This is a genomic window from Anaerococcus sp. Marseille-Q7828 (assembly GCF_949769285.1).
In the GTDB taxonomy this organism is placed as follows: domain Bacteria; phylum Bacillota; class Clostridia; order Tissierellales; family Peptoniphilaceae; genus Anaerococcus.
The window spans coordinates 1,092,041-1,112,889 of record NZ_OX458331.1 but is presented as its reverse complement, the minus strand read 5'-3'; the positions used below and the strand labels follow the sequence as shown (position 1 = coordinate 1,112,889).

Here is a 20,849-nt window from a genome sequence, read left to right as displayed (position 1 = left end):
TTAATCTCCAAGTCCTAAGACATCTTGATATTTTTGAAATTTGGCATGGACAGGTGCAGTAAAGGTCACATATTCACCATTTTGGTCTTTAAAGCCAAGCCTTGTGCAATGCAAGAGTTGGTGGTCGAGGTTAAACTTGTGCTTGACATTGCCATAAACCGGATCTCCTAGCAAGGGGTGGTTGATATGGGTCATATGTACACGAATTTGGTGGGTGCGACCAGTTAATATGTGGATTTTAACTAGTGAATACCCCTCCACTTCTTTTATGACCTCATATTCACTAATTGCCTTTCTCCCACTTGGACATACAGCCATCTTCCTAGGGTTGCTCTTATCCCTGTCCATATAATTTTCTATGCGACCAGATTTTTGATCAAAATTTCCAAAGACAATAGCCAGATATTCCTTGTAGACTTGCCTTGTTTCAAAAAGTCCCTTCAAATACTTGTAAGTTTCATTGTTTTTGGCAATTACCATAAGCCCTGTTGTATCCTTATCGAGCCTATGAACAATCCCTGGCCTATCATCTCCTCCAATGTGAGATAGGCCATCATAGCCGTACTTATAGAGCAAACCATTTACCAAAGTGCCTGTGATTATAGATCCTGCCGGGTGGACTATAACATTTTCATCCTTATCAATTATGGCGTAGTCTTCGTTCTCATAGACAATCTTTAAATCCATTGGCTCTGCTAAGATTTCTGGGACTTCAAAAAGCTCATCGTCTATTTCAATCTCATCACCAATTTCTAATTTGTAAGATGGTTTGATATTTTTATTATTTACTTTTATTTTTTTATCCTTGATAAATTCTTTGATTTTCTCTCTTGGAATTTCTTCAAATTCGTCGGAGATGTATTTATCAACTCGGATATTTTCAAATGCTTCTAGTATCATAACTTTATTATAGCATATATTTTTTGGCAAAAAAATTACGGGCAATTTCTTACCCGCAATTTCTAACTATTTTTTCTTTTTTAATAAATATCCTGCCCCAGCGATTACTCCTAGTAGTGGTGCAACTGGAGTGATTCCTGTATTAGGATTCCAACCCTTTACAGTTTTTGCCTTTTTATTTTCTTTAGAAGTCTCTTTCTTATTTACGTCTTTTTTGACTTCTTTGAGGCCATCAGCTGCTTTTTCTAGCTCGCTTGCTGCTTTGTCTACATTTTGTGGAGTATCTAGCGAATTCTTGGCGATCATATCTTGAGCAGTTTCAAAGGCTTTGTTATAAGCTGCTAAACTTTCTTTTGTGTAAGTTTTGTTCTTGTCGTAAGCTTTTTTAGCTTTTTCTATAGCATCAATTAGTCTTCCATAATTTGGAACTTTTTCTATTTTTGTAATCTTGCCCATTTGATAAGCTGATTCATTTGGATCGACATGTTCCATAGTAACATTGTAAATATCGCCGACTTTGGCATTTGGATCTCCCAAGCTTTCAAAGTCTATTGTAAATTCCACATCCTTATTCTCTGAGTCAGTAAGACGAGCTTTTTTACCTCCCTTTTCGAAAATTTCTGTTAGGACAAATTGACGAGTTATAACCCCTGTTTTTTCACTAAGTCCATCTATAGCTTCTCTTAATTCTTTGCTAGCCTTGTCAACTTCTTCTTGGCTGGCATCAGCTTTATCTAAGATCTCTTTGGCCTTTTCAAAGGCTTTTTGAAATCTATCAGCGCTATCTCTTGTAAATGTACCATCACCCAGCACTATACTTCCAGCTTCATCAACTACCTTTTTAAGTTCATCAAAATCTACATCAGTATTATTATCTTTTTTAACTTTCTCAACTTTTTCTATGACACCTATGTGTCCTAGTTCATCTTTTGTATAGGTAATCGAATACTTATCCCCTATTTTAGCCTTGTCATCTTCTAGTTCTGATAGCATTATTAGGTTTATTTCACCGAAAGAATCTGATTTTTTAAGGTTAGCATCCTTACCTTCCTTGCTATCAGTAATATCAACAAGTTCAAATACAGCTATTTCTTTAAGTTCTTCCTTATTTTCAAAAGTTTTCTTTACTTCATAAATTTCGCCAAATTGAGCTGGAATTGATTTGGTAGCTATGCCATTCCAAGTGATTTCGTATCTATCGCCAGCTTTTGCATTCTCATCTTTTAGATCTTCTAGATTTATGGAAAATACATTGGTCTTATTGGCAGATTCAAAAACTATAGCAGATTTATTATCTTTATCTATCACAATTTCATCTATTTCAAATTCTAGTGTCTTTTGATCTTCTTTTGCTAGTTTTTCAACTCTAAAAATTTTACCAAATTGAGCTGGATAAGATTCTAATGTGACACCATCCCAATAAATGGTGTACTTATCACCTTTTTGTGGATTGTCATCACGCAAGTCATCCCCGCTAATGGAATATTTATTATCTTCATTATTAACTTCAGCAATGGTTGCAACAAATCCACTTTCCTTATCGCCCTTAATACTTTCTATTACAAAATCTAATTTTTCTGTATTTTTTGGCAAATCTTCTTTGGCCATATTTGTCGGTTTTACATACTTTTCCTTAAGGCTAATATCTTCTTTTTTGATATTTTCCTTATCTAAACTAGAAAGTTTCTCTTTGCTCTTTATTTGATACATATCGTGAATATTTACATCATCTGCAAAATATTTCTTATCAAGGTCAAGATTGGTATTTTTATCGACTTCTTCTATAATCATAGAGTCGTCTTTGATTTCTCCTTGATAAAGCAAAGTTACACTTTTTTCTCCTACTTTGATAACTTCATAAACATATGTACGATTTTCTTCATTCTGTTGACTTTCTATACTTGTATTATTAGCGTAGACATTATTTCCAATTGAAAAAACAAATGCCATACTAAGGCCTAATACAAAAATTTTTTTGTTCATAATGTCCTCCTTTGTAAGTCTTTCTTATATTTATTATACCCACAATAAAAAATTCTACATATTTATTACAAATTTCTAATATCTATGAGCTTGCATTTATTCATAAAAATTTTATAGTTAAAGTAAGATAGAAATTTAAAAGGAGATTAATTTGAAATTTATTTCATGGAATATAGATTCACTAAATGCAGCTCTAACAAGTGATTCTAATAGAGCTCATATGACACGTGATGTTTTCGAAACTATAAGAAAAGAAGACCCTAATGTAATTGCCTTGCAGGAAACAAAATTGCCACAAACAGGCCTTAGTAAAAAGCATAAGGAAAAGCTAGAAGAATTTTTCCCAGAATATAATTACGTTCACGTAAATTCTTCTGAAGGCGCTAGAAAATCTTACGCTGGATGCATGACCTTATATAAAAAAGAATTGGAAGTTAACTCTAACTTCCCATTTATAGATGCACCAGAACCTATGGATTTGGAAGGAAGAATAGTAACTTTAGAATTTGATGACTTTTACTTCACCCAAGTTTACACACCAAATGCAGGAAACGAACTAATAAGACTGCCACTTCGCCAAGTTTGGGATCAAAAATATGCCGATTATTTATCAAAACTTGATAAAGAGAAAGCAGTAATAGCTGCAGGAGACTTTAACGTTGCTCATAAGGAAATCGACCTTGCCCACCCTGACAATAACCATATGTCAGCAGGCTTTACTGATGAAGAACGTGAGGGCTTTACTAACCTATTAAACAGAGGTTTTATAGACACCTTCCGCCACATCAATGGCGATGTAGAGGGCAAGTATACTTGGTGGGCCCAAAGAGTAAAAACAAGCAAAATCAATAACTCAGGCTGGAGAATCGACTATTTCCTTGTATCTGATAGGATAAAAGAAAAGGTAAAAAGATCTGATATTATTGATTCTGGTGACAGACAAGACCATACGCCAATAGTTATGGAAATTGAATTTTAATTATTGCAAACAATTAACCCTCACTATTTTATAGTGAGGGTCTTATAACATAATATATATTTGGAGGTTTATTTATTATTATTTTTTACTTTTCCAAAGTGCAACTGCCGAAAGCAGCGGAAGGCTTACAAGTCCTATTGAACTTACAATTCCTGTTTTAGGATTTTTGCCAGCCATTTTACCATCTTTATTTTCTTTGTTATTATTCATTTTACTATTTTCGCTAGTTTTCTTATCATTTGTTGTATCTTTTTTGTCAGGTGTTTTCATGTCTTTAGATTGGTTGTCTTTTGATTTATTCTCTTTACCTTTGTTTTCATCTGCTGGTTTTGTTTCATCAACTTTTTCAATCTTTGTTATCTTAGCAAATTGAGCTGGTTCGCTAGTAAGAATTTCATCTGAATGTGTGATTTTGTACTTATCACCAACTTTTACATCTTCTTTAAATTCTTTCTTTTCAACCATGTACAAATCACTACTATCTTCCATTAACTCAGATCCATCTTCTTTGCTGTAGTAAGCTAGGATAATTCCATTTTCATTTACTTCTTTTACCTTGTAAATATTTGTGATACTTGCAGTTTCTTTTATAGCTTCTTCAATTTTTTCTACATCAAAAATCTTGTTAAATTGTGCAGGATATGAATTCATAACTATATCATTGTGAGTGATGTTATATTTATCTCCAACTTTTAGGTCATTATTAAAATATTTTTTCTCAACCATATATTTTTCTGATTCAGATCCAATTTTTTCTACAGTAACTCCTTCTTCGTTTATTTCTTTAACTTGGAATTGGTCAGTTACTTTTTCTTCTGTAGCTTCTTCTTTTTCTGTTTCTTTGATTTCATAAATTTTGCCAAATTGAGCTGGATTTGATTTTAATATTATTCCATCACTTGTGATTTCAAATTCTTTGCCAGCTTCAAGCTTCATTTTTTCAAATGCACTTTTTTCTACTTGGTAAAGGTCATCTTCATAGCCTTTTTTGTTAAGGATTACATAGTCATCCATGATTTCTTTTACAATATAAGATTCTGTGACTTTTTCATCCTTTTCATCCATTACTTCTTCAATTTTGTTTTCATCTTTCATTTCATCTTTTGAATCATCTGCTCTAACTTGGCCAATATTTGTAATTGCCAAGGCAAGAGCTAAACTTGTTGTTAGTATTAATTTTTTCTTCATAATACCCTCCTTAACCTATACCAATAATAACACGGTAATTGTTAAGACTGTGTTAAGGTAAAAAAAAAGTGACCTCCTAATTTTTGCCTTATGAAAAATCCTAGGAGGTCATTTTCTTATTTATTATTCGTCTATTTCTTCAATAGTTTCAGTTTCTATATTCTCTTCTACTAGGTTTTCTTCTTCACTTAAACTTTCATCAATAGATGCTTCTTCATTTTCGTCATAAGCTTCTATTTCATCACTTGTCTCTTCGCTAACTTCTTCTTCACTAATTTCTTCTTCGACTACTTCGCTAGGAGTCTCTTCTGCTACAAGATCAGCTTCTGCTGTTTTTATTGCAGCAAGTATTTCTTCATCAGCAGCATTTGCTTGATTTACAGTAGTTTTGCTATCGTTTAATACTCTATTTGCTTTTGCGATTGCTCTATTTAGTTCTTTTATAACAGATGATTCAACATTTCCTTTTAATTTGAAATCACGTAAGTTTTTTGCAGCTTGTATGTCTTTTGCAAGAGGAGCTTTTGCAAGCTCATTTGCTGTTCTTTCTCCTTCTGGTATAGACTTATAAGCTTCGTCTATTAGCTTATTTAATTCATCTGTTATAGAGTTAACTTCGCTTACTGTGGCTTGACTATTTCTTCTAACATCTACTGCTTTTTTGATAGCCATATCTACTTCAGCAAGTTTATTTGGATCTAGTTTATACTTTAATTCCTTGTTTCTAATTGATTTGGCATTGCTAATTGCTCTATCAAGTTTTTCTAAGGTATAGTGAGTTCTCTTGGAATCTTCAGTTAACTTTGGTACTTGGCGAGCTTTTTCTAATGAAGCTTTCAAGTCATCAGAAGCTTTGTTTAGTCCTTCAGGACCTTCAAATAAATCAAGAGCTTTTAGTAAAGCATGAGTTACAGAAAAACCAACTATAACATGAGCTTGTTGTTGGCTATCAACTAATTCTGTGGCATCAGCTGTTATAATTTCTGCAACATTTATTAGTAGGTCAATTCTAGGGATAAGTTTTGTTCTGATTTCAGAAGCACTTACTAGGCCATTTTTAAGAATCTTAGATGTCAAATCATATGCATTTTTAAGGGCCTTTAGCCAATCAAATTGATTACCTGTTAGCCCACCTGCAATATTTTCAATTCCCTTAATCAAATCTCCTAGGTAGTCTAATTTCTCTAGTGCATCAGATTTGTTGTTAGATTCTTCTCCAGCTGCGTATACAACACTAGTTCTTAGTGGACTGACATTTCCTGCTGTTTGGCAAGCTGGTACAATTGTGTTAGCAAGAAGTGTTACTGATAGTGCCCCGATAAATAGTTTATTGTTTTTCATTATTACTCCTTTTCTAATTAAAGTTTACTAAACAAACTTTTTATATTATAATAAGGAGGTAAACATTTAAAATTTGTTTTACTTTTGCAGAGAGTAAAATAATCGATTTGGAATATTGGCGTATTTATTCGATTATTCTACCCTCTTATTTTTTTAAAGAGTTTAATTATTGCTATACGTTTTCTACATCTTCAATTACATAAAATTGATCAATTAGATAATCATCCCATTCTGTATTGATGGCTACCTTAGTATCCTTTGCTCCAAAAAATGAAACTAGAGATAATAAAAGTGCAAAAATAAAAGTATTCTTTAATGATTTCATTTGTCTACCTCCTTGATGGTTTTATAATACCAGCCTTAGCGAAAAAAATAAATACACATTTGCGTGTTTACTTATTAAATATATTATTTATGATTATTAAGCATAATGTCTACTTGCTTGGAAATACTATCATAAAGTGAATTTTCCGAAAAAATATTTGTAAGGGCTAAAGAGTAATTAAAACTTTCTTTGGCCTCTTTTATCTGATCCATTCCCAGATGATTGACTCCTTTTAGGTAGTAAATCATATTCAGATAATAAGTCTCTTTGATTGTTTTGGCATTTGCTATAGCTATATTGCATATTTTAAGCGACTCTACCTTATCGCCTGCTCTTAGATATGTAGTTGCAAGATTGTAAGCAAAAATATAATAGTTATCCATGTTAGGATCTAGATATCCCTCTATTTCAAACATAATGTCCCTATATAAGTCAAAGTTTCCCTTTTTGTACAGACTTATGGCCAAAGCCAATAGTATCCTTAATGAGAACTCATCATACTTGTAATCCTTAAACTTTGATACTTTAAACTTAGTATTCATGTCAGCCATGGCTTGCTCAAATTCATCTGCTGGATTACTTTCTATCATATTATCCTTTAGGATCAAAATACCATTAAAATAATGTTTAGTAGCAAAAAGTTCCTTCTCGTAATTTAAATTTGTCTTAAAATCCATGGCATCAAAAGAATCCATCAAATCTTTTGCCTTATCTAAGGAAGAATTGTTGACCAAGTAATTTATATCCTTTCTTAGCTTTACCATACTGTGATAGAGGGCCTGTTGATGGTTTATTATATCTCTTAGGTCAATATCCAAATACTCACAAATGGGAACTAAGGTAGAAAGTCTTGGGTCATTCTCTCCCTTTTCTATTCTCCTGATAGTTTCCTCAGAAATAAACATTTCTTCGGCGATTTGCTTTCTCGTAATGCCCTTTTCTTCTCTTATTTTTCTTAAATCAGATCCAATAAAGTCGTAATTATTTGAAGTCATAAAAATTTCTTTCTTCTTATATTTTATATAATCATTATATAGGCAATATTTATAAATCAAAATATAATTTATGCTTGTCTCTCACTATACCTTAGTTTTTACATAATTATAAAAAAACTGATAAAAAAGTTACAAAAAAACTCACTTGACAGCAAGTATTTATCAAATCTATTTAAAATGCAAAAAATGCCCCAAATCTAAGATTTGAGGCACTTACTCTTTGCTATTTTAATGTCTTAATTGCATCTTCTACAAGTTTTTCTGAGCTTTCAACTTTTTCTTTAAGTTCTTTTTCGATGCTCTTTACAGTTTTTGGTGTTTTGTCTAGGAGCATCTTACCTGCATTTGTCATAATCATATTTTGGAAGATTGATTTTGCTAATTCTTGATCACTCATAGATTCAAGCTTTTTATCATATTTGTACTGTATAATCTTAACTATAGCAGTATCTTTATTTCCATCTTCTTTTTCTTTGTCAGTTAAGAACACACTATATGCTTCTTCCATTAGTCCATTAGTTTCACCCATTAGTTTTTCTAGGGCTGGTTTAATATTTGCAATGGTTTTTGGACTTTGTTCTAATAGAATCGAAGCAGCTTGGTTTTGTACTAGGGCATCAAACATAGATATAGCAAGTTCTTTCATTTCAGATTCATCATAATGATTTGCCTTTACCTTTTCAACCCTATATATTTTTCCAAATTGGGCTGGATAAGATTTTAATGAAACTCCATCCCAGTATATTTTATAAACATCGCCTACTCCTGCATATTTATCTAGCAACATTTTAAGCTTTATTACATACTTATTATCTGGATTGCCAACTTCTGCAAGAGTTGCCATAGGATTCTCATCGTCTTTGTTAATTTCTAATAGTTCAAACTCCATTGATTCATGATCTTCTGGTAGCTGATCAATTGGCATATTTTCGAACTCATCGTTCTCATCTAGAGGATCAAGTTTTTCTACCCTGTAGATGTGGCCAAATTTTGCTGGGAATGATGTGAAGGCAACCCCATTCCAATAAATCTTGTAACGGTTGTTGACTTTTACATCATCGTCACGGAATTGATTTAAGTCTAGTACGTATTCGCTCTTTTCATTACCTTCTTCATATAGTACAGCACTTGTACCTTCTTCGTTTATTTCCTTTACAACAAATACTTTATTCATTGCATCTTCTGGAATCTTATCTATAGGCACATTCTCTGGTGCTTCTGTGCTAGTTGCAGTTACTTCTGCATTATCACTAGCTTCTGCAACAAGTGCAGGCGATAGAGCAAAAGATATGCAAAGACCTGCTAGCAATAACTTTTTATTCATGGTTTTCCTCCTTATTCATCATCTTTTCTTTTATACATAAGATTATCACAAATGTGTTAAAATTATGTTGGTAAATATATACCCGATTATATTTCTTATAAACATTTATTTTTTATTTTTTAAACATTGTAATATCAATGTTTAACAGAAGTACTTGCCCTTAAATTATATAATTTTTATATAAAAATAAAATTATTTTTTTAGTTATATTTAGTATTTTTTAGTTAAAGTTTATTTATAATTATTAATTTTATCATATATACCTACATAGTTATTAATAGTATTCTAAACAATAAAAAAACTACTAGTTTTCCTAGTAGTCTTAACATCAGACCTTAAGTCTCTTATCTCCGTTGTAAACTTCATCGATGATAGCTGAACCAATACAAACTTCTCCCATGTAGAATACAGCAGCTTGTCCTGGAGTTACTGCCTTTGTTGGGTCATATGTCACTTCCACATGATCATCATCAAGCACTTTTACATGGGCATTGATATCCTGTTGTCTGTAGCGGAATTTGGCTGTACAGTCAAATTCTGTTGGGATTTTTTTATTGGTAAAAGTTGAGAATTCACTCGCCAAAAGCCTATTTGAAAATAATAGTGGATTATTTTTGCCCTGGCAAACTATTAGTTCGTTTTTTTCAAGATCTTTGCCACAAACAAACCAAGCTTCACCCTCTCCACCAATACCAAGTCCTCTTCTTTGGCCTATGGTGTGATACATCAAACCGTCGTGTTTGCCTAGGATATTTCCATCTGTATCTACAATATTACCTGGTTGGGCTGGTAAGTAGTTTGATAGAAATTCATTGAAATCACGCTCTCCTATGAAGCAAATCCCAGTAGAATCTTTCTTGTCAGCCGTTGCCAATTTATATTTATGAGCAATGTCACGTACTTCTGATTTTTGTAGTTCACCTACAGGAAACAAAACATCTTTGATTTGCTCTTGGGAAAGTTGGCTTAAAAAATATGTTTGGTCTTTGTTAGAATCAAGGCCACGAAGCATGACTGTTTCTTCCCCTGATCTATCCACTCTAGCATAGTGGCCAGTTGCTACATAGTCTGCTCCCAAGTTCTTGGCATAGTCCAAGAATGCTTTGAATTTGATTTCCTTGTTACACATTATATCCGGATTGGGTGTCCTTCCCTTTTTATATTCATCTAGGAAATAAGTGAATACCCTGTCGTAGTATTCCTTTTCAAAGTTTATGGAATAGTATGGGATTCCTATTTGGTTTGCTATAGCTACTGCATCTTCGTAGTCTTCCTCTGCAGTGCAAACGCCATTTTCGTCAGTATCATCCCAATTTTTCATAAAAATACCGACTACATCGTAGCCTTCTTCTTTTAATAGTAGGGCGGCTACAGAGGAATCTACTCCCCCACTGATGCCTACTACTACTTTTGTATCTTTTTTATCTTTCATTATTTAGCCTTTCTAGGACTTCTATAGCTTTATCAATATCTTCTTTTGTATTGGTATAACCAAAGGAGAAACGTATAGAATGTCTTGCTCTATCTTCGTCGTACATATTTGAAATGACATGGCTAGGCAAAATAGATCCAGCCCTACAAGCAGAACCTGCCGATGCACAAATTCCATTCATGTCTAAATATGTTAGTAGAAAATCTGACTTATAATCACTAAAGTATAAGTTTAGCACATGGTCAGATGAATTTTCTGTAGACCCGTTAATCTCATAAGAAATGTTTGACTTTTCAAGTTTTTCTATAAAATATGATTTCAATTCCTTAATGTGAGCTCTTTCCTCAACCATAAGTGGGAAAGATTCTGCCATAGAATATGCGCCAGCTACAAAAGAAGTCCCTGCTCGCCTATCTTTTTCTTGCTCCCCACCTGTAATTAATGGCTTTAGATTTTCTCTCATATAAAAAATCCCAAAACCATTTAATCCACCAATTTTGTGGCCAGATAATGATAGAGAATCACAATTTATATCATCAACATCTATATCAATATGACCATAGGCTTGAACAGCATCCACGTGAAACCATATGTCCTTGTCTTTGAGGTATTCTCCGATTTCTTTTACAGGTTGTATGGCGCCAGTTTCGTTATTCACATACATTATAGCCACAAGCTTTGTTTGATCGTCAATCGCATCTTTTAGATCATCAAGAGAAATTCTTCCATCGTTATTGGCATCAAGCAAGATAGCATTATTTTTATCTATAGTATTTAGTATAGAATCATGCTCTATAGCACTTGTTATAATTTTATTATCTTTAAAAGCCTTGATAACAGTATTGTTTCCCTCGCTAGCACCAGATGTAAATACCACATTTCTTGGATCTGCACCTATTGATTGGGCAATTTGTCTCCTAGAATCTTCTAGTATTTTCTTAGCCTCTCTTCCCTTAGCATGCAAGCTATCCGGATTGCCATCAAATGCTTCCTTGTTTTTTAGTATATATTCTAAAATTTCATCTCTTTTTACAGACGTTGCTGCATAGTCAAAATATATCATATTCACCTTCTATTCTTGTGAAATTATACTATTTTTACACATTTTATCTATAAAAATGGCAAAATAATAACCCTTGGATTGCCAAGGGCTTATTTCTTAAAATTCTGGAATTGCTTGGAAGTCAAATATTTGATAGTCATAACCAGCATTTTTAACAAATCTGAATACGTCCTCATTCTTTAGAAAAACTGTCTTCGTATTGTCATCTGGATGGAAGGTCATAATTTCATTTTCGTCTATCATATCCTTATCAAAGATAACTTTGATATCTTCATCAGTATTGATAAGACCAAATACTGAGATTATGCCAACTTCTTGGTCCAATATTTCTAGTATCTTTTCTGGCTGGACAAAATGCATACCTTTCTCATCTAAAAGCTTGTTATAATCTTTTATACTAATCATCTTTTGATCGTCCATAACGATAAGATAGTATTGCCTATCCTTTCTATTGGCCATGAAAAGATTCTTAGTCCTAGCACCTTCCTTGCCTTCTATATACCTATCAGCTTCTTCTGTAGTTTCAGCAGCTGGATGCTCTACCATATCATATTTGATATCAAGCTTGTCAAATATTTCAAATAGCTTGTCTCTATCGCTCACTAAAATTCCTCCTCTGCAAGGATATGTTTTAGTACTTCTGCTTCTTCTTTAGTAAGGGTTACACCCTTGCTCATTCTAGTGTGATCTTCGTTCCAATCTCTGATATCATATTTTGGATCTCTTTCATTCCAAGAAACAAGGTTAAGTTCCTTTGTCCATCCCTTAGCATTTGTAGAAAGTACTCCAAGATTTTCAACTATATCAAATTTTAATTCTGCCATGATTTCCTCCTTAAGCTCTAGTAATTTTTAATCTTTCATTAACAGCCTTTTGTACGATATTATAATCATAACCTGCATATATGAGGCGTTTTTTCCTCTCGGCACCTGTACCCCGTCTTCCAGCTATTATTTCGCTTACAAGCTCATCCATGCTCTTTTTAGATCTACCCTTTATAATCATAGGATAATCTTTATAGACTACACTTGTATCTACATTATATTTATATCCATTATAGTACCCCTTGTCAGTAAACTGCCAAGAGTCAAAGTCAGAACCATTGTATTTGGTAAAGTTCTTTGAAGCGTAGTCAGCTATCCAAAATTCGTATTTGTTTCTCACATCTTTGGTCAAATAGTTATTGGCAAACCAAGGATATGAATATATACCGGATACGTAACCATTTCTTCTCATGGCAAGTATAAAGGCTTCAGCAGCTTCAGAAATGTCGGCCTTAGACGCCTTTGCTTGCCTTTTGTCATCCTCTATGTCTATATAAACAGGATAAGATACATTTTTATTTTTTAAAACTCTACTTACATATTCAGCTTCTCTAATAGCTTCTCTTGGGTTGATAGCTCGAGAATAGTGATAGAATCCCAAAGGAACTCCCCTGCTATTAAGCTGTCTATAGTGTTCTTCTAGATGATAATCAGTCCTGATATTTAAGGTGTCTGCATCCATTATAGAAGTACGTAGGATTGCCCCATCGATACTTTTGGCAAACTTATCATAATTGATCAAACTAGGGTTTTGGTGTTCAGAAATATCCACAACTTTTTTATAAACAGGAGTTTTTGAATAAATAGGTTCATTTTTTTGATCTTCATATGTGGTCTCAGTAGTTTCTGTTACTTCAACATCACCATTTTCATTCACTGTCGTTTCCTCAGTAACTTTTTCTTCAATAGGCTTAAAATCTGGAACAACATCAGCATTTGGATTATTTATATATTCCTTAATCCTATTCTCTACTTCTTTTTTATCATAATATATCCCATTATCATCCAAAACCTCGTCTAGATTTATATCATTATACTTGACAAGATCTGATGCATAAGATATGGGAGAAGAAATAATGGTAAAACAAAAAGCAAGAGCCATTAATTTATTTTTAAAACTAGCCATAGATAATCCTTTCAAAAATAAGTAAATAAATTATTACAAAATAATTACATAATTATTATAGATTAATCTATGTAAAAATTCAATCAATAAATTGAGTATTGTTTATAACATATAAATTAGATACTAAAAAAACTCAGTCAAATGACTAAGTCTAGTTTCACTCGACATCCATGAAGTCTACATATATAGGGATACTTTCTTCCACAATCTATGCTGGTTTATTTTCTGTATTAGATATAGTAAAACATATATTTATGGATTATCAAAACTTCTTTTTACAATCCACTTATCAGGAAATATCCCTCCTTATCCATTTATACTTACACTTTGAATCCAAATGTATCCTTCTCCTTATCTGTTTTTCGTAATATTTTGCCAGTTGAAATAGTGACCATTGGTACTTTTCCCCTAATTTATTAACTTTCGAAATTCGGACAAAGCTAAAAAAATCAGTCTAATGGTCTTTCTTCATTATAAATAAGGTCTTTATAAACAATAAAAAGGAAGAGATGATTTTTAAAGTACTTACATCTCTTCCTCTTCTGTAAAATTATGGTATTTATTCTTTAAAGGGTTTCAATTATTCTATATGTTAACTATCATATTTTTGGATCTAATCTTAATAAAATAGCATTAATTGCGACTATGACTGTTGACAAAGACATTAGAATTGCTCCTACTGCAGGACTTAATGTGATACCAATAGGGGCCAAAATTCCCGCAGCTAGAGGAATAGCTATAAAGTTATAACCAGCTCCCCAAAAGAGGTTTTGTTTCATTTTACGAGTTGTTTTGTGTGCTAATTCAATAAATGATTCAATATCTCCTGGATCAGATTGAGTCAATATGACATCTGCTGAATCCAATGCAACTTGAGTCCCAGCACCAACAGCTATACCAACATCTGCCAAGGCAAGAGAAGGGGCATCATTGACACCGTCACCTACCATGATAACTTTTTTTCCTTCATCTTTAAGTGCTTTTACCAATTCATACTTGTCTTGTGGAGATTGATTTGATCTATATTCAATCCCTAAATCTTCTGATACACCTAAAGCCGCTTTTTCATTATCACCTGTTGCCATAATTGGTTGTATATTGTTCTTTTTAAGAGCTTGTATTAACTCTTTGCTGGTTGGTTTTAATTCGTCTCCTAAAGATACAGCACCAATGGCATCATCGTTTTCTACTAATATACTGAGAGTAGCTCCTTTTGGAATATCCATATCTAGATTACGTCCGTATGCTTTTTGACTGATTAATTGGTAACTATGGCCCTTGGCTTTTCCTTCTACGCCAGCACCGGAAATCACATCAATTGAATCAAATGATACTGGACTTATACCTTCTTGGTCAGCGAAACTTATAATTGATTGAGCAATAGGGTGGCTAGATCCTCCTTCAATACCTGCCAGTAAGGCAATGATTTCCTCTTTATTATATTTGTTATTAAAAGGTTCAACGTCTAATACTTTAAACTCACCAGTTGTTAAAGTACCCGTTTTATCTAAAATCATCACATCTGCATCTTGAGCTATTTCTAAAGCCTCACGGTCTTTTACTAGTAAGCCACGGCTAGCTCCTAAGCTTGTACTACGGGCAGTAACTAGTGGAATAGCAAGACCCAATGCATGTGGACAAGCTATAACTAATGTTGTGATAGCAAATTTTACTGCCATTGGAATATCTGCTACAAGCATCCATACTACAAAAGCTATTAGCGCGGCAGTTACCGCAATATAGAAGAGCCACCCTGCAACTTTTTGAGCAATATTTTCTGCACGAGAAGGTTGACTTTGAGCTTGGCTGATTAAATCCTGTACTTGAGAGATAAAGGACTTATCACCTGTCTCAAGTACTTTAATATAAAGAACCCCTTCTCCATTTGTTGAGCCCCCGATTACTTCATCGCCAGGTCCTTTTTTAATTGACTTAGATTCCCCAGTCAAAAGAGCTTCATTTAGACGTGATTCTCCGCGCTCGATAGTCCCATCTGCTGGCACATTTTCCCCAGCTTGAACACGAATTAAATCACCTACCTTTAAGTCAGCAACTGGACGTGTTTCAATTGAATCGTCTTCCAACACAACGTGAGCATCTTTTGGTACTAGCTTAGCCAGTTCTTCTTGTGCATCTCCTGCTTCTCCAATAGCTTTCATCTCAATCCAGTGACCTAATAACATGATTAATAGTAATGAAGCAAATTCAAAGAAAAAATCCATAATTTGTTCACCTGTTACGTAGCTTGCTATTACAGTATAAATACTGTATAAATATGAAACACTTAAACCTAAAGAAACGAGTGCCATCATTCCAGGTTCTTTTTGTTTAAATTCATCAACTGCACCTTGATAGAATGGACGTCCACCATAAATAATTAATATAGTAGATAAAATAGCTACTACAATATCAGAATATGGAAAAGTAAACTGGAATGGTAGGTCAAACCCAGCCATAGGGGATAAGAGCATAATAATGATTCCTAGTGGTAATGACTTTAAAAATAGTTCCTTAAAGTTTCCGTGATGATGGTGGTCATGCCCTCCGTGTCCGCCGTGTTCATGACCAGCATGATGATCGTGATGTTGATCCTTATTATGGTCTCCATGTTCTTCCGTGCTTAGGTGCTCATGTTTTGAGTGATCCATGTCTCCATGATTATGGTGACTGTGGGATGAATGTTTGTTGTTATTGTTCATTTTAAATTCCTCCTTATTCTTAATGATGATGTAAATGACACTCGCATTGTCCTTCTGGACAATTGCAATCCACTTCTTCTACTGCGAAAGCTTTTTTCTTCTCTAATATTTCTTCTAATAGATCTATATCATCGAAGCTTAAGACATGATTTTCAATGATGTTTCCTATTACATTTCCGACTTTCTTTTTACAAATACGGTTAAAAATATCTTCTGCATAATCCCTTACGGCTTCTTTCTCTTCAATATTGGCAGTATAAATAAACTTTCTACCTTCCTGCTCTGTATTTAGTACGCCTTTCTCAACTAATCGACCTAAGATCGTTTTGATAGTGGATTGTGTCCAGTCCATTTTTTCTTTCAATACGGAGATAACTTTTTTACTAGTTACTCGATCATTTGCCCAAACTACACGCATGACTTCCCATTCAGCATCTGTGATATGAGTATTATATACTATTGCACCCATTCTTTTTCACTCCTTCCTGTTTACAACTGTAGACTTAATACTTAAAATAAGTTTACTCTTGTAAACTTATCTTGTCAAGTATTTTTTATAATACGTAAACAGCTATTATTGCCTTTATTATATATTTTCACTTAAACTAGTATAAGTTTACATTGATTTACTTATAGTAATTTAGAATTATAAATAATTAAGAAAAGAGATAGAAAAATATATCAAGTGGTGATATAAGACAGGATAATAACAAAATTAAGCAGAGTGACACTCTTGATTACAGATTAAATTTCAGTTTAAAATTACTAAGTTATTCCGTGTTTATGGGTGCTTTCCTTTATGAGCCAGACTAGCTTGTTTTCTGTATACTGAGTATGATAGCACACAACAGCTATTGAAATAAGTGGGTTTTAGTGGACAGATGCAAGTACTAAAAATGACTTAGTCAAAAGATTAAGTCTCTCGCTAAGCTCGACCATTCCATGGAGGGTGCTCCATTAGACGCACGGGCTTGCTTACATTTAGCAACTTCCACTAAAATCCATTGGCTGCGCCAATTCCTCGCCACTCCCGTGGCTCATTTTGGGGTCAAATGAACCAAATCAAGGCACATTTGACACTCACCGGGAAGGTCACCCTCCTAGAATAATAAGATAAGTTTGATTATATTTTGAATTAAAAAAGAACTAGTCAATTGACTAGCTCTCGCTACGCTCGACCATTCCATGGAGGGTCCTCCACAAGCCGGACGGGCTTTCTTTTATTCAGCAGCTTCCTACTCTACCGGGAGGTCGCCCTCCGAGTACCATCGGCGTTACTAGGCTTAACTTCTGTGTTCGGTATGGGTACAGGTGTATCCCTAGTGCTATCGCTACTGTATTGTTTGAACCTTTTAATAGCGTTCAGTAAAACTAACCATCTATGAGATTATTTATCCATACGATTGGTTCGTAAGTGTCTACCAAGCTTAAGACCTACGGTCTTAACCATTGTGACACTCTGAACGAGGACCTACATCAATTTGCCTTGCAAATTGGGTTAGGTCTCTCAAACAATATTTCCAGTCAAGATTTAAAGTTTAGTATCCTTTAGCTTAATACATTACTGTACTTACACCTTGGACCTATCTAAGGTATTTTCTTTACCTTCTTTTAGAAATCTTATCTTGAGGGTTGCTTCGTACTTAGATGCTTTCAGTACTTATCAATGCCATACTTAGCTACCCAGCTATGCTTCTGGCGAAACAACTGGTACACCAGTGGTATGTCCATCCCGGTCCTCTCGTACTAGGGACAGCTCCTCGCAAATTTCTTACGCCCACGCTGGATAGGGACCGAACTGTCTCACGACGTTCTGAACCCAGCTCGCGTGCCTCTTTAATGGGCGAACAGCCCAACCCTTGGGACCTACTTCAGCCCCAGGATGAGACGAGCCGACATCGAGGTGCCAAACCTCCCCGTCGATGTGGACTCTTGGGGGAGATAAGCCTGTTATCCCCGGGGTAGCTTTTATCCGTTGAGCGATGGCCCTTCCATGCGGTGCCACCGGATCACTAAGTCCGTATTTCTACTCTGCTTGAGCTGTGTCTCTCGCAGTTAAGCTCGCTTGTGCCTTTGTACTCTGCGAATGGTTTCCGTCCATTCTGAGCGAACCTTTGAACGCCTCCGTTACTTTTTGGGAGGCGACCGCCCCAGTCAAACTGCCAAACTGACAATGTCCATTGCCCAGGTTCATGGGTCAATGTTAGAATTTTGATATTAGAGGGTTGGTATCCCAAGGGTGACTCTGTGTATACTGGCGTACACACTTCTTTGTCTCCCAACTATCCTGTACGTCTAATCTCAAAATCCAATATCAGCCTACAGTAAAGCTCCACGGGGTCTTTCCGTCCTAGCGTGGGTAAGTCGCATCTTCACGACTACTACAATTTCACCGGATCCTTTGTTGAGACAGTGCCCAAATCGTTGCACCTTTCGTGCGGGTCGGAACTTACCCGACAAGGAATTTCGCTACCTTAGGACCGTTATAGTTACGGCCGCCGTTTACTGGGGCTTAAGTTCTAGCCTTCGATTGCTCTAAGCCTTCCCCTTAACCTTCCAGCACCGGGCAGGTGTCAGCTCCTATACGTCATCTTTCGATTTTGCAGAAACTTGTGTTTTTGGTAAACAGTCGCTTGGGCCTGGTTTCTGTGGCCTGATCGCTCAGGCTCCCCTTCTCGCTAACTTACGGGGACATTTTGCCGAGTTCCTTAACAAAGGTTCTTCCGCGCGTCTTGGTATTCTCTACCTCCCTACCTGTGTCGGTTTTGGTACGGGCGCTTTGGTCTTGATAGTGACTTTTCTTGGCAATTTGAAGTCGGCTATTTCTCTACTTATGTTTTCGATGCCTATTACACATTAGCTTTTATGATTAGCGGATTTGCCTACTAATCAGCCTTTGTGCTTAGACTGCCATCCATCGGGCAGCTAGCTTATCCTCTTGCGTCATCACGTCTCTTTAGCGACTTTAAGCGGTACAGGAATCTAAACCTGTTGTCCATCGGCTACGCCTTTCGGCCTGGCCTTAGGTCCCGACTTTCCCTGAGGGGACGAGCCTTGCTCAGGAGTCCTTAGGGTTTCGACGGGAGAGATTCTCACTCTCCTTCTCGCTACTCATGCCAGCATTCTCTCTTGTATTAAGTCCACGCTTGCTTTCGCTTAGGCTTCACCCCTAATACAATGCTCCTCTACCACTGATAGAGAGTTTAAATCTATACATAAGTAACCACTTTTTTGGTTTTTGAATACGCTTAACCAGGGTCATACTTTTTTTGTATGTCTGTTTTCGGTGATATCGTAGTTATCTTATCTTTTTTTCAAATCTTTTGATTTGTTTTTGTTCTGCCGATCTTACCTTTATCTTTGTGTTTGATATTTGCGTAAATTTTTGATAACTCGTTTTATCTTGATTGTGTGTTTTAATATTTCCTAGTTAAGTTTTTTCTTTTACCTTTTTTATGGTTTCCTTTTATGTGAATAGATTTAAATTCTCTATCAATCCGAAGCTTCGGTACTGGATTTTAGCCCCGTTTATTTTCGGCGCAAACCCACTTGACCAGTGAGCTATTACGCATTCTTTGAATGTATGGCTGCTTCTAAGCCAACGTCCTGGTTGTCTTGGTAGGTTCACATCCTTTTCCACTTAATCCAGATTTTGGGACCTTAGCTGTCGGTCTGGGCTGTTTCCCTTTCGACTTAGGAGCTTATCCCTCTAAGTCTGACTCCATGACCTGATTTTTTGGCATTCGGAGTTTGATAGGCTTTGGTACGGTATGCCGCCCTAGGCCATTCAGTGCTCTACCTCCTTAAATCTTTGGTCATAGGCTAGCCCTAAAGCTATTTCGAGGAGAACCAGCTATCTCCGGGTTCGTTTGGTTTTTCGCCCCTATCCACAGTTCATCCGATGCGTTTTAAACCGCACCCGGTTCGAGCCTCCAGTGAATTTTACTTCACCTTCACTCTGACCATGGATAGATCACCCGGTTTCGGGTCTATCATATCTAACTTTCGCCCTGTTAAGACTCGCTTTCGCTTTGACTTCGCATCTTAAATGCTTAATCTTGCTTTATATGATAACTCGCTGGCCCATTCTACAAAAGGTACGAGATCACACTATTGTGCTCTCTCTGCTTGTAGGCACTAGGTTTCAGGTTCTTTTTCACTCCCCTTGCGGGGTTCTTTTCACCTTTCCCTCACGGTACTTGTTCGCTATCGGTCACATGTTAGTATTTAGCCTTAGGGGATGGGCCCCCTGTCTTCACAGCAAATTCCTCGTGTTCACTGCTACTTGCTCCCAAAAATATTTTGGCTTTTGTCTACAAGACTTTCACTTTCTTTGGTTCATTTTCCCAAATGATTTGACTTGCATTTATATTTCTTACTGGGTTGGGCTGTTTTCTTTTCGCTCGCCGCTACTTGGAAAATCGAGTTTTCTTTCTTTTCCTCCTGCTACTTAGATGTTTCAGTTCGCAGGGTCTTACTTCATTAAGCTATGTATTTACTTAATGATGACTGTGTCTTCCACAGCCGGGTTTCCCCATTCGGAGTCCTAGGGGTCATGGCTTTTTGTGAGCTTGCCCTAGTTTTCGTTCACTTACGTCCTTCTTCGTCTTCATGTGCCAAGGCATCCACCTGGCGCCCTTTCTTTCTTGACTGGAAATATTGTTTGCTAT

At 35.4% G+C, this 20,849-nt stretch carries 15 protein-coding genes and 2 rRNA genes; 1 reads left to right on the top strand and 16 read right to left on the bottom strand.

Annotated features, from left to right (window positions below; translation table 11 throughout):
• Both QNH69_RS05195 and QNH69_RS05190 read right to left on the bottom strand, forming a co-directional pair.
• Entirely contained in the window at positions 1 to 900 is a 900-nt protein-coding gene (locus tag QNH69_RS05195) for an RluA family pseudouridine synthase (protein ID WP_282929508.1), read from the bottom strand.
• A gap of 66 nt (positions 901 to 966) precedes the next feature.
• A complete protein-coding gene (locus QNH69_RS05190) occupies positions 967 to 2,883 on the bottom strand; it encodes a hypothetical protein (RefSeq protein ID WP_282929507.1) in 1,917 nt (638 codons plus the stop codon).
• A 151-nt stretch (positions 2,884 to 3,034) separates the two neighbouring features.
• On the opposite strand from QNH69_RS05190, the gene QNH69_RS05185 reads away from it, so the two are divergent.
• Entirely contained in the window at positions 3,035 to 3,862 is an 828-nt protein-coding gene (locus QNH69_RS05185; protein ID WP_282929506.1) for an exodeoxyribonuclease III, read from the top strand.
• A gap of 78 nt (positions 3,863 to 3,940) precedes the next feature.
• On the opposite strand, the gene QNH69_RS05180 is transcribed toward QNH69_RS05185, so the two are convergent.
• The 14 genes from QNH69_RS05180 to QNH69_RS05115 all read right to left on the bottom strand — a co-directional run bounded on the left by QNH69_RS05180 (position 3,941) and on the right by QNH69_RS05115 (position 20,831).
• The gene (locus QNH69_RS05180; RefSeq protein ID WP_282929505.1) at positions 3,941 to 5,050 is read right to left on the bottom strand and encodes a hypothetical protein; all 1,110 of its coding nucleotides are present in this window, start codon (positions 5,048 to 5,050) and stop codon (positions 3,941 to 3,943) included.
• Between the two features lie 123 nt (positions 5,051 to 5,173).
• Positions 5,174 to 6,391, bottom strand: a complete 1,218-nt coding sequence (locus tag QNH69_RS05175; protein ID WP_282929504.1) for a CAMP factor family pore-forming toxin — start codon at positions 6,389 to 6,391, stop codon at positions 5,174 to 5,176.
• 172 nt (positions 6,392 to 6,563) lie between these two features.
• Positions 6,564 to 6,716: a hypothetical protein gene (locus tag QNH69_RS05170; protein WP_282929503.1), complete on the bottom strand. Its 153-nt coding sequence runs from the start codon at positions 6,714 to 6,716 to the stop codon at positions 6,564 to 6,566.
• Positions 6,717 to 6,799: 83 nt separating this feature from the next.
• Positions 6,800 to 7,711, bottom strand: a complete 912-nt coding sequence (locus QNH69_RS05165) for a helix-turn-helix domain-containing protein (RefSeq protein ID WP_282929502.1) — start codon at positions 7,709 to 7,711, stop codon at positions 6,800 to 6,802.
• Between the two features lie 223 nt (positions 7,712 to 7,934).
• The gene (locus QNH69_RS05160; protein WP_282929501.1) at positions 7,935 to 9,035 is read right to left on the bottom strand and encodes a hypothetical protein; all 1,101 of its coding nucleotides are present in this window, start codon (positions 9,033 to 9,035) and stop codon (positions 7,935 to 7,937) included.
• A 328-nt stretch (positions 9,036 to 9,363) separates the two neighbouring features.
• Positions 9,364 to 10,467 (bottom strand): tRNA 2-thiouridine(34) synthase MnmA, encoded by a 1,104-nt coding sequence (gene mnmA, locus QNH69_RS05155; protein ID WP_282929500.1) that lies wholly within the window; start codon positions 10,465 to 10,467, stop codon positions 9,364 to 9,366.
• Positions 10,457 to 11,530, bottom strand: a complete 1,074-nt coding sequence (locus QNH69_RS05150) for a cysteine desulfurase family protein (protein ID WP_282929499.1) — start codon at positions 11,528 to 11,530, stop codon at positions 10,457 to 10,459. The genes mnmA and QNH69_RS05150 overlap by 11 nt, the downstream gene beginning before the upstream one ends.
• A 96-nt stretch (positions 11,531 to 11,626) precedes the next feature.
• Entirely contained in the window at positions 11,627 to 12,133 is a 507-nt protein-coding gene (locus QNH69_RS05145; RefSeq protein ID WP_282929498.1) for a YbaK/EbsC family protein, read from the bottom strand.
• Positions 12,133 to 12,354, bottom strand: a complete 222-nt coding sequence (locus QNH69_RS05140) for a PC4/YdbC family ssDNA-binding protein (RefSeq protein WP_044565426.1) — start codon at positions 12,352 to 12,354, stop codon at positions 12,133 to 12,135. The genes QNH69_RS05145 and QNH69_RS05140 overlap by 1 nt, the downstream gene beginning before the upstream one ends.
• A gap of 10 nt (positions 12,355 to 12,364) precedes the next feature.
• Positions 12,365 to 13,480, bottom strand: a complete 1,116-nt coding sequence (locus QNH69_RS05135) for a GH25 family lysozyme (protein WP_282929497.1) — start codon at positions 13,478 to 13,480, stop codon at positions 12,365 to 12,367.
• 599 nt (positions 13,481 to 14,079) lie between these two features.
• Complete coding sequence (locus tag QNH69_RS05130; protein ID WP_282929496.1) at positions 14,080 to 16,179, bottom strand: heavy metal translocating P-type ATPase; 2,100 nt, start codon at positions 16,177 to 16,179, stop codon at positions 14,080 to 14,082.
• Positions 16,180 to 16,198: 19 nt separating this feature from the next.
• On the bottom strand, positions 16,199 to 16,648 hold the full coding sequence (locus QNH69_RS05125) for a CopY/TcrY family copper transport repressor (protein WP_282929495.1): 450 nt from the start codon (positions 16,646 to 16,648) through the stop codon (positions 16,199 to 16,201).
• Between the two features lie 753 nt (positions 16,649 to 17,401).
• A 5S ribosomal RNA gene (rrf, locus tag QNH69_RS05120) occupies positions 17,402 to 17,518 on the bottom strand.
• 181 nt (positions 17,519 to 17,699) lie between these two features.
• Positions 17,700 to 20,831 (bottom strand): 23S ribosomal RNA (locus tag QNH69_RS05115).
• Positions 20,832 to 20,849 lie beyond the last annotated feature (18 nt).

Coding starts and splice junctions, on each gene's coding strand:
- QNH69_RS05195 (WP_282929508.1), bottom strand. CDS start 900: ATGATACTAGAAGCATTTGAAAATATCCGAGTTGATAAATACATCTCC.
- QNH69_RS05190 (WP_282929507.1), bottom strand. CDS start 2,883: ATGAACAAAAAAATTTTTGTATTAGGCCTTAGTATGGCATTTGTTTTT.
- QNH69_RS05180 (WP_282929505.1), bottom strand. CDS start 5,050: ATGAAGAAAAAATTAATACTAACAACAAGTTTAGCTCTTGCCTTGGCA.
- QNH69_RS05175 (WP_282929504.1), bottom strand. CDS start 6,391: ATGAAAAACAATAAACTATTTATCGGGGCACTATCAGTAACACTTCTT.
- QNH69_RS05170 (WP_282929503.1), bottom strand. CDS start 6,716: ATGAAATCATTAAAGAATACTTTTATTTTTGCACTTTTATTATCTCTA.
- QNH69_RS05165 (WP_282929502.1), bottom strand. CDS start 7,711: ATGACTTCAAATAATTACGACTTTATTGGATCTGATTTAAGAAAAATA.
- QNH69_RS05160 (WP_282929501.1), bottom strand. CDS start 9,035: ATGAATAAAAAGTTATTGCTAGCAGGTCTTTGCATATCTTTTGCTCTA.
- mnmA (WP_282929500.1), bottom strand. CDS start 10,467: ATGAAAGATAAAAAAGATACAAAAGTAGTAGTAGGCATCAGTGGGGGA.
- QNH69_RS05150 (WP_282929499.1), bottom strand. CDS start 11,530: ATGATATATTTTGACTATGCAGCAACGTCTGTAAAAAGAGATGAAATT.
- QNH69_RS05140 (WP_044565426.1), bottom strand. CDS start 12,354: ATGGCAGAATTAAAATTTGATATAGTTGAAAATCTTGGAGTACTTTCT.
- QNH69_RS05135 (WP_282929497.1), bottom strand. CDS start 13,480: ATGGCTAGTTTTAAAAATAAATTAATGGCTCTTGCTTTTTGTTTTACC.
- QNH69_RS05130 (WP_282929496.1), bottom strand. CDS start 16,179: ATGAACAATAACAACAAACATTCATCCCACAGTCACCATAATCATGGA.
- QNH69_RS05125 (WP_282929495.1), bottom strand. CDS start 16,648: ATGGGTGCAATAGTATATAATACTCATATCACAGATGCTGAATGGGAA.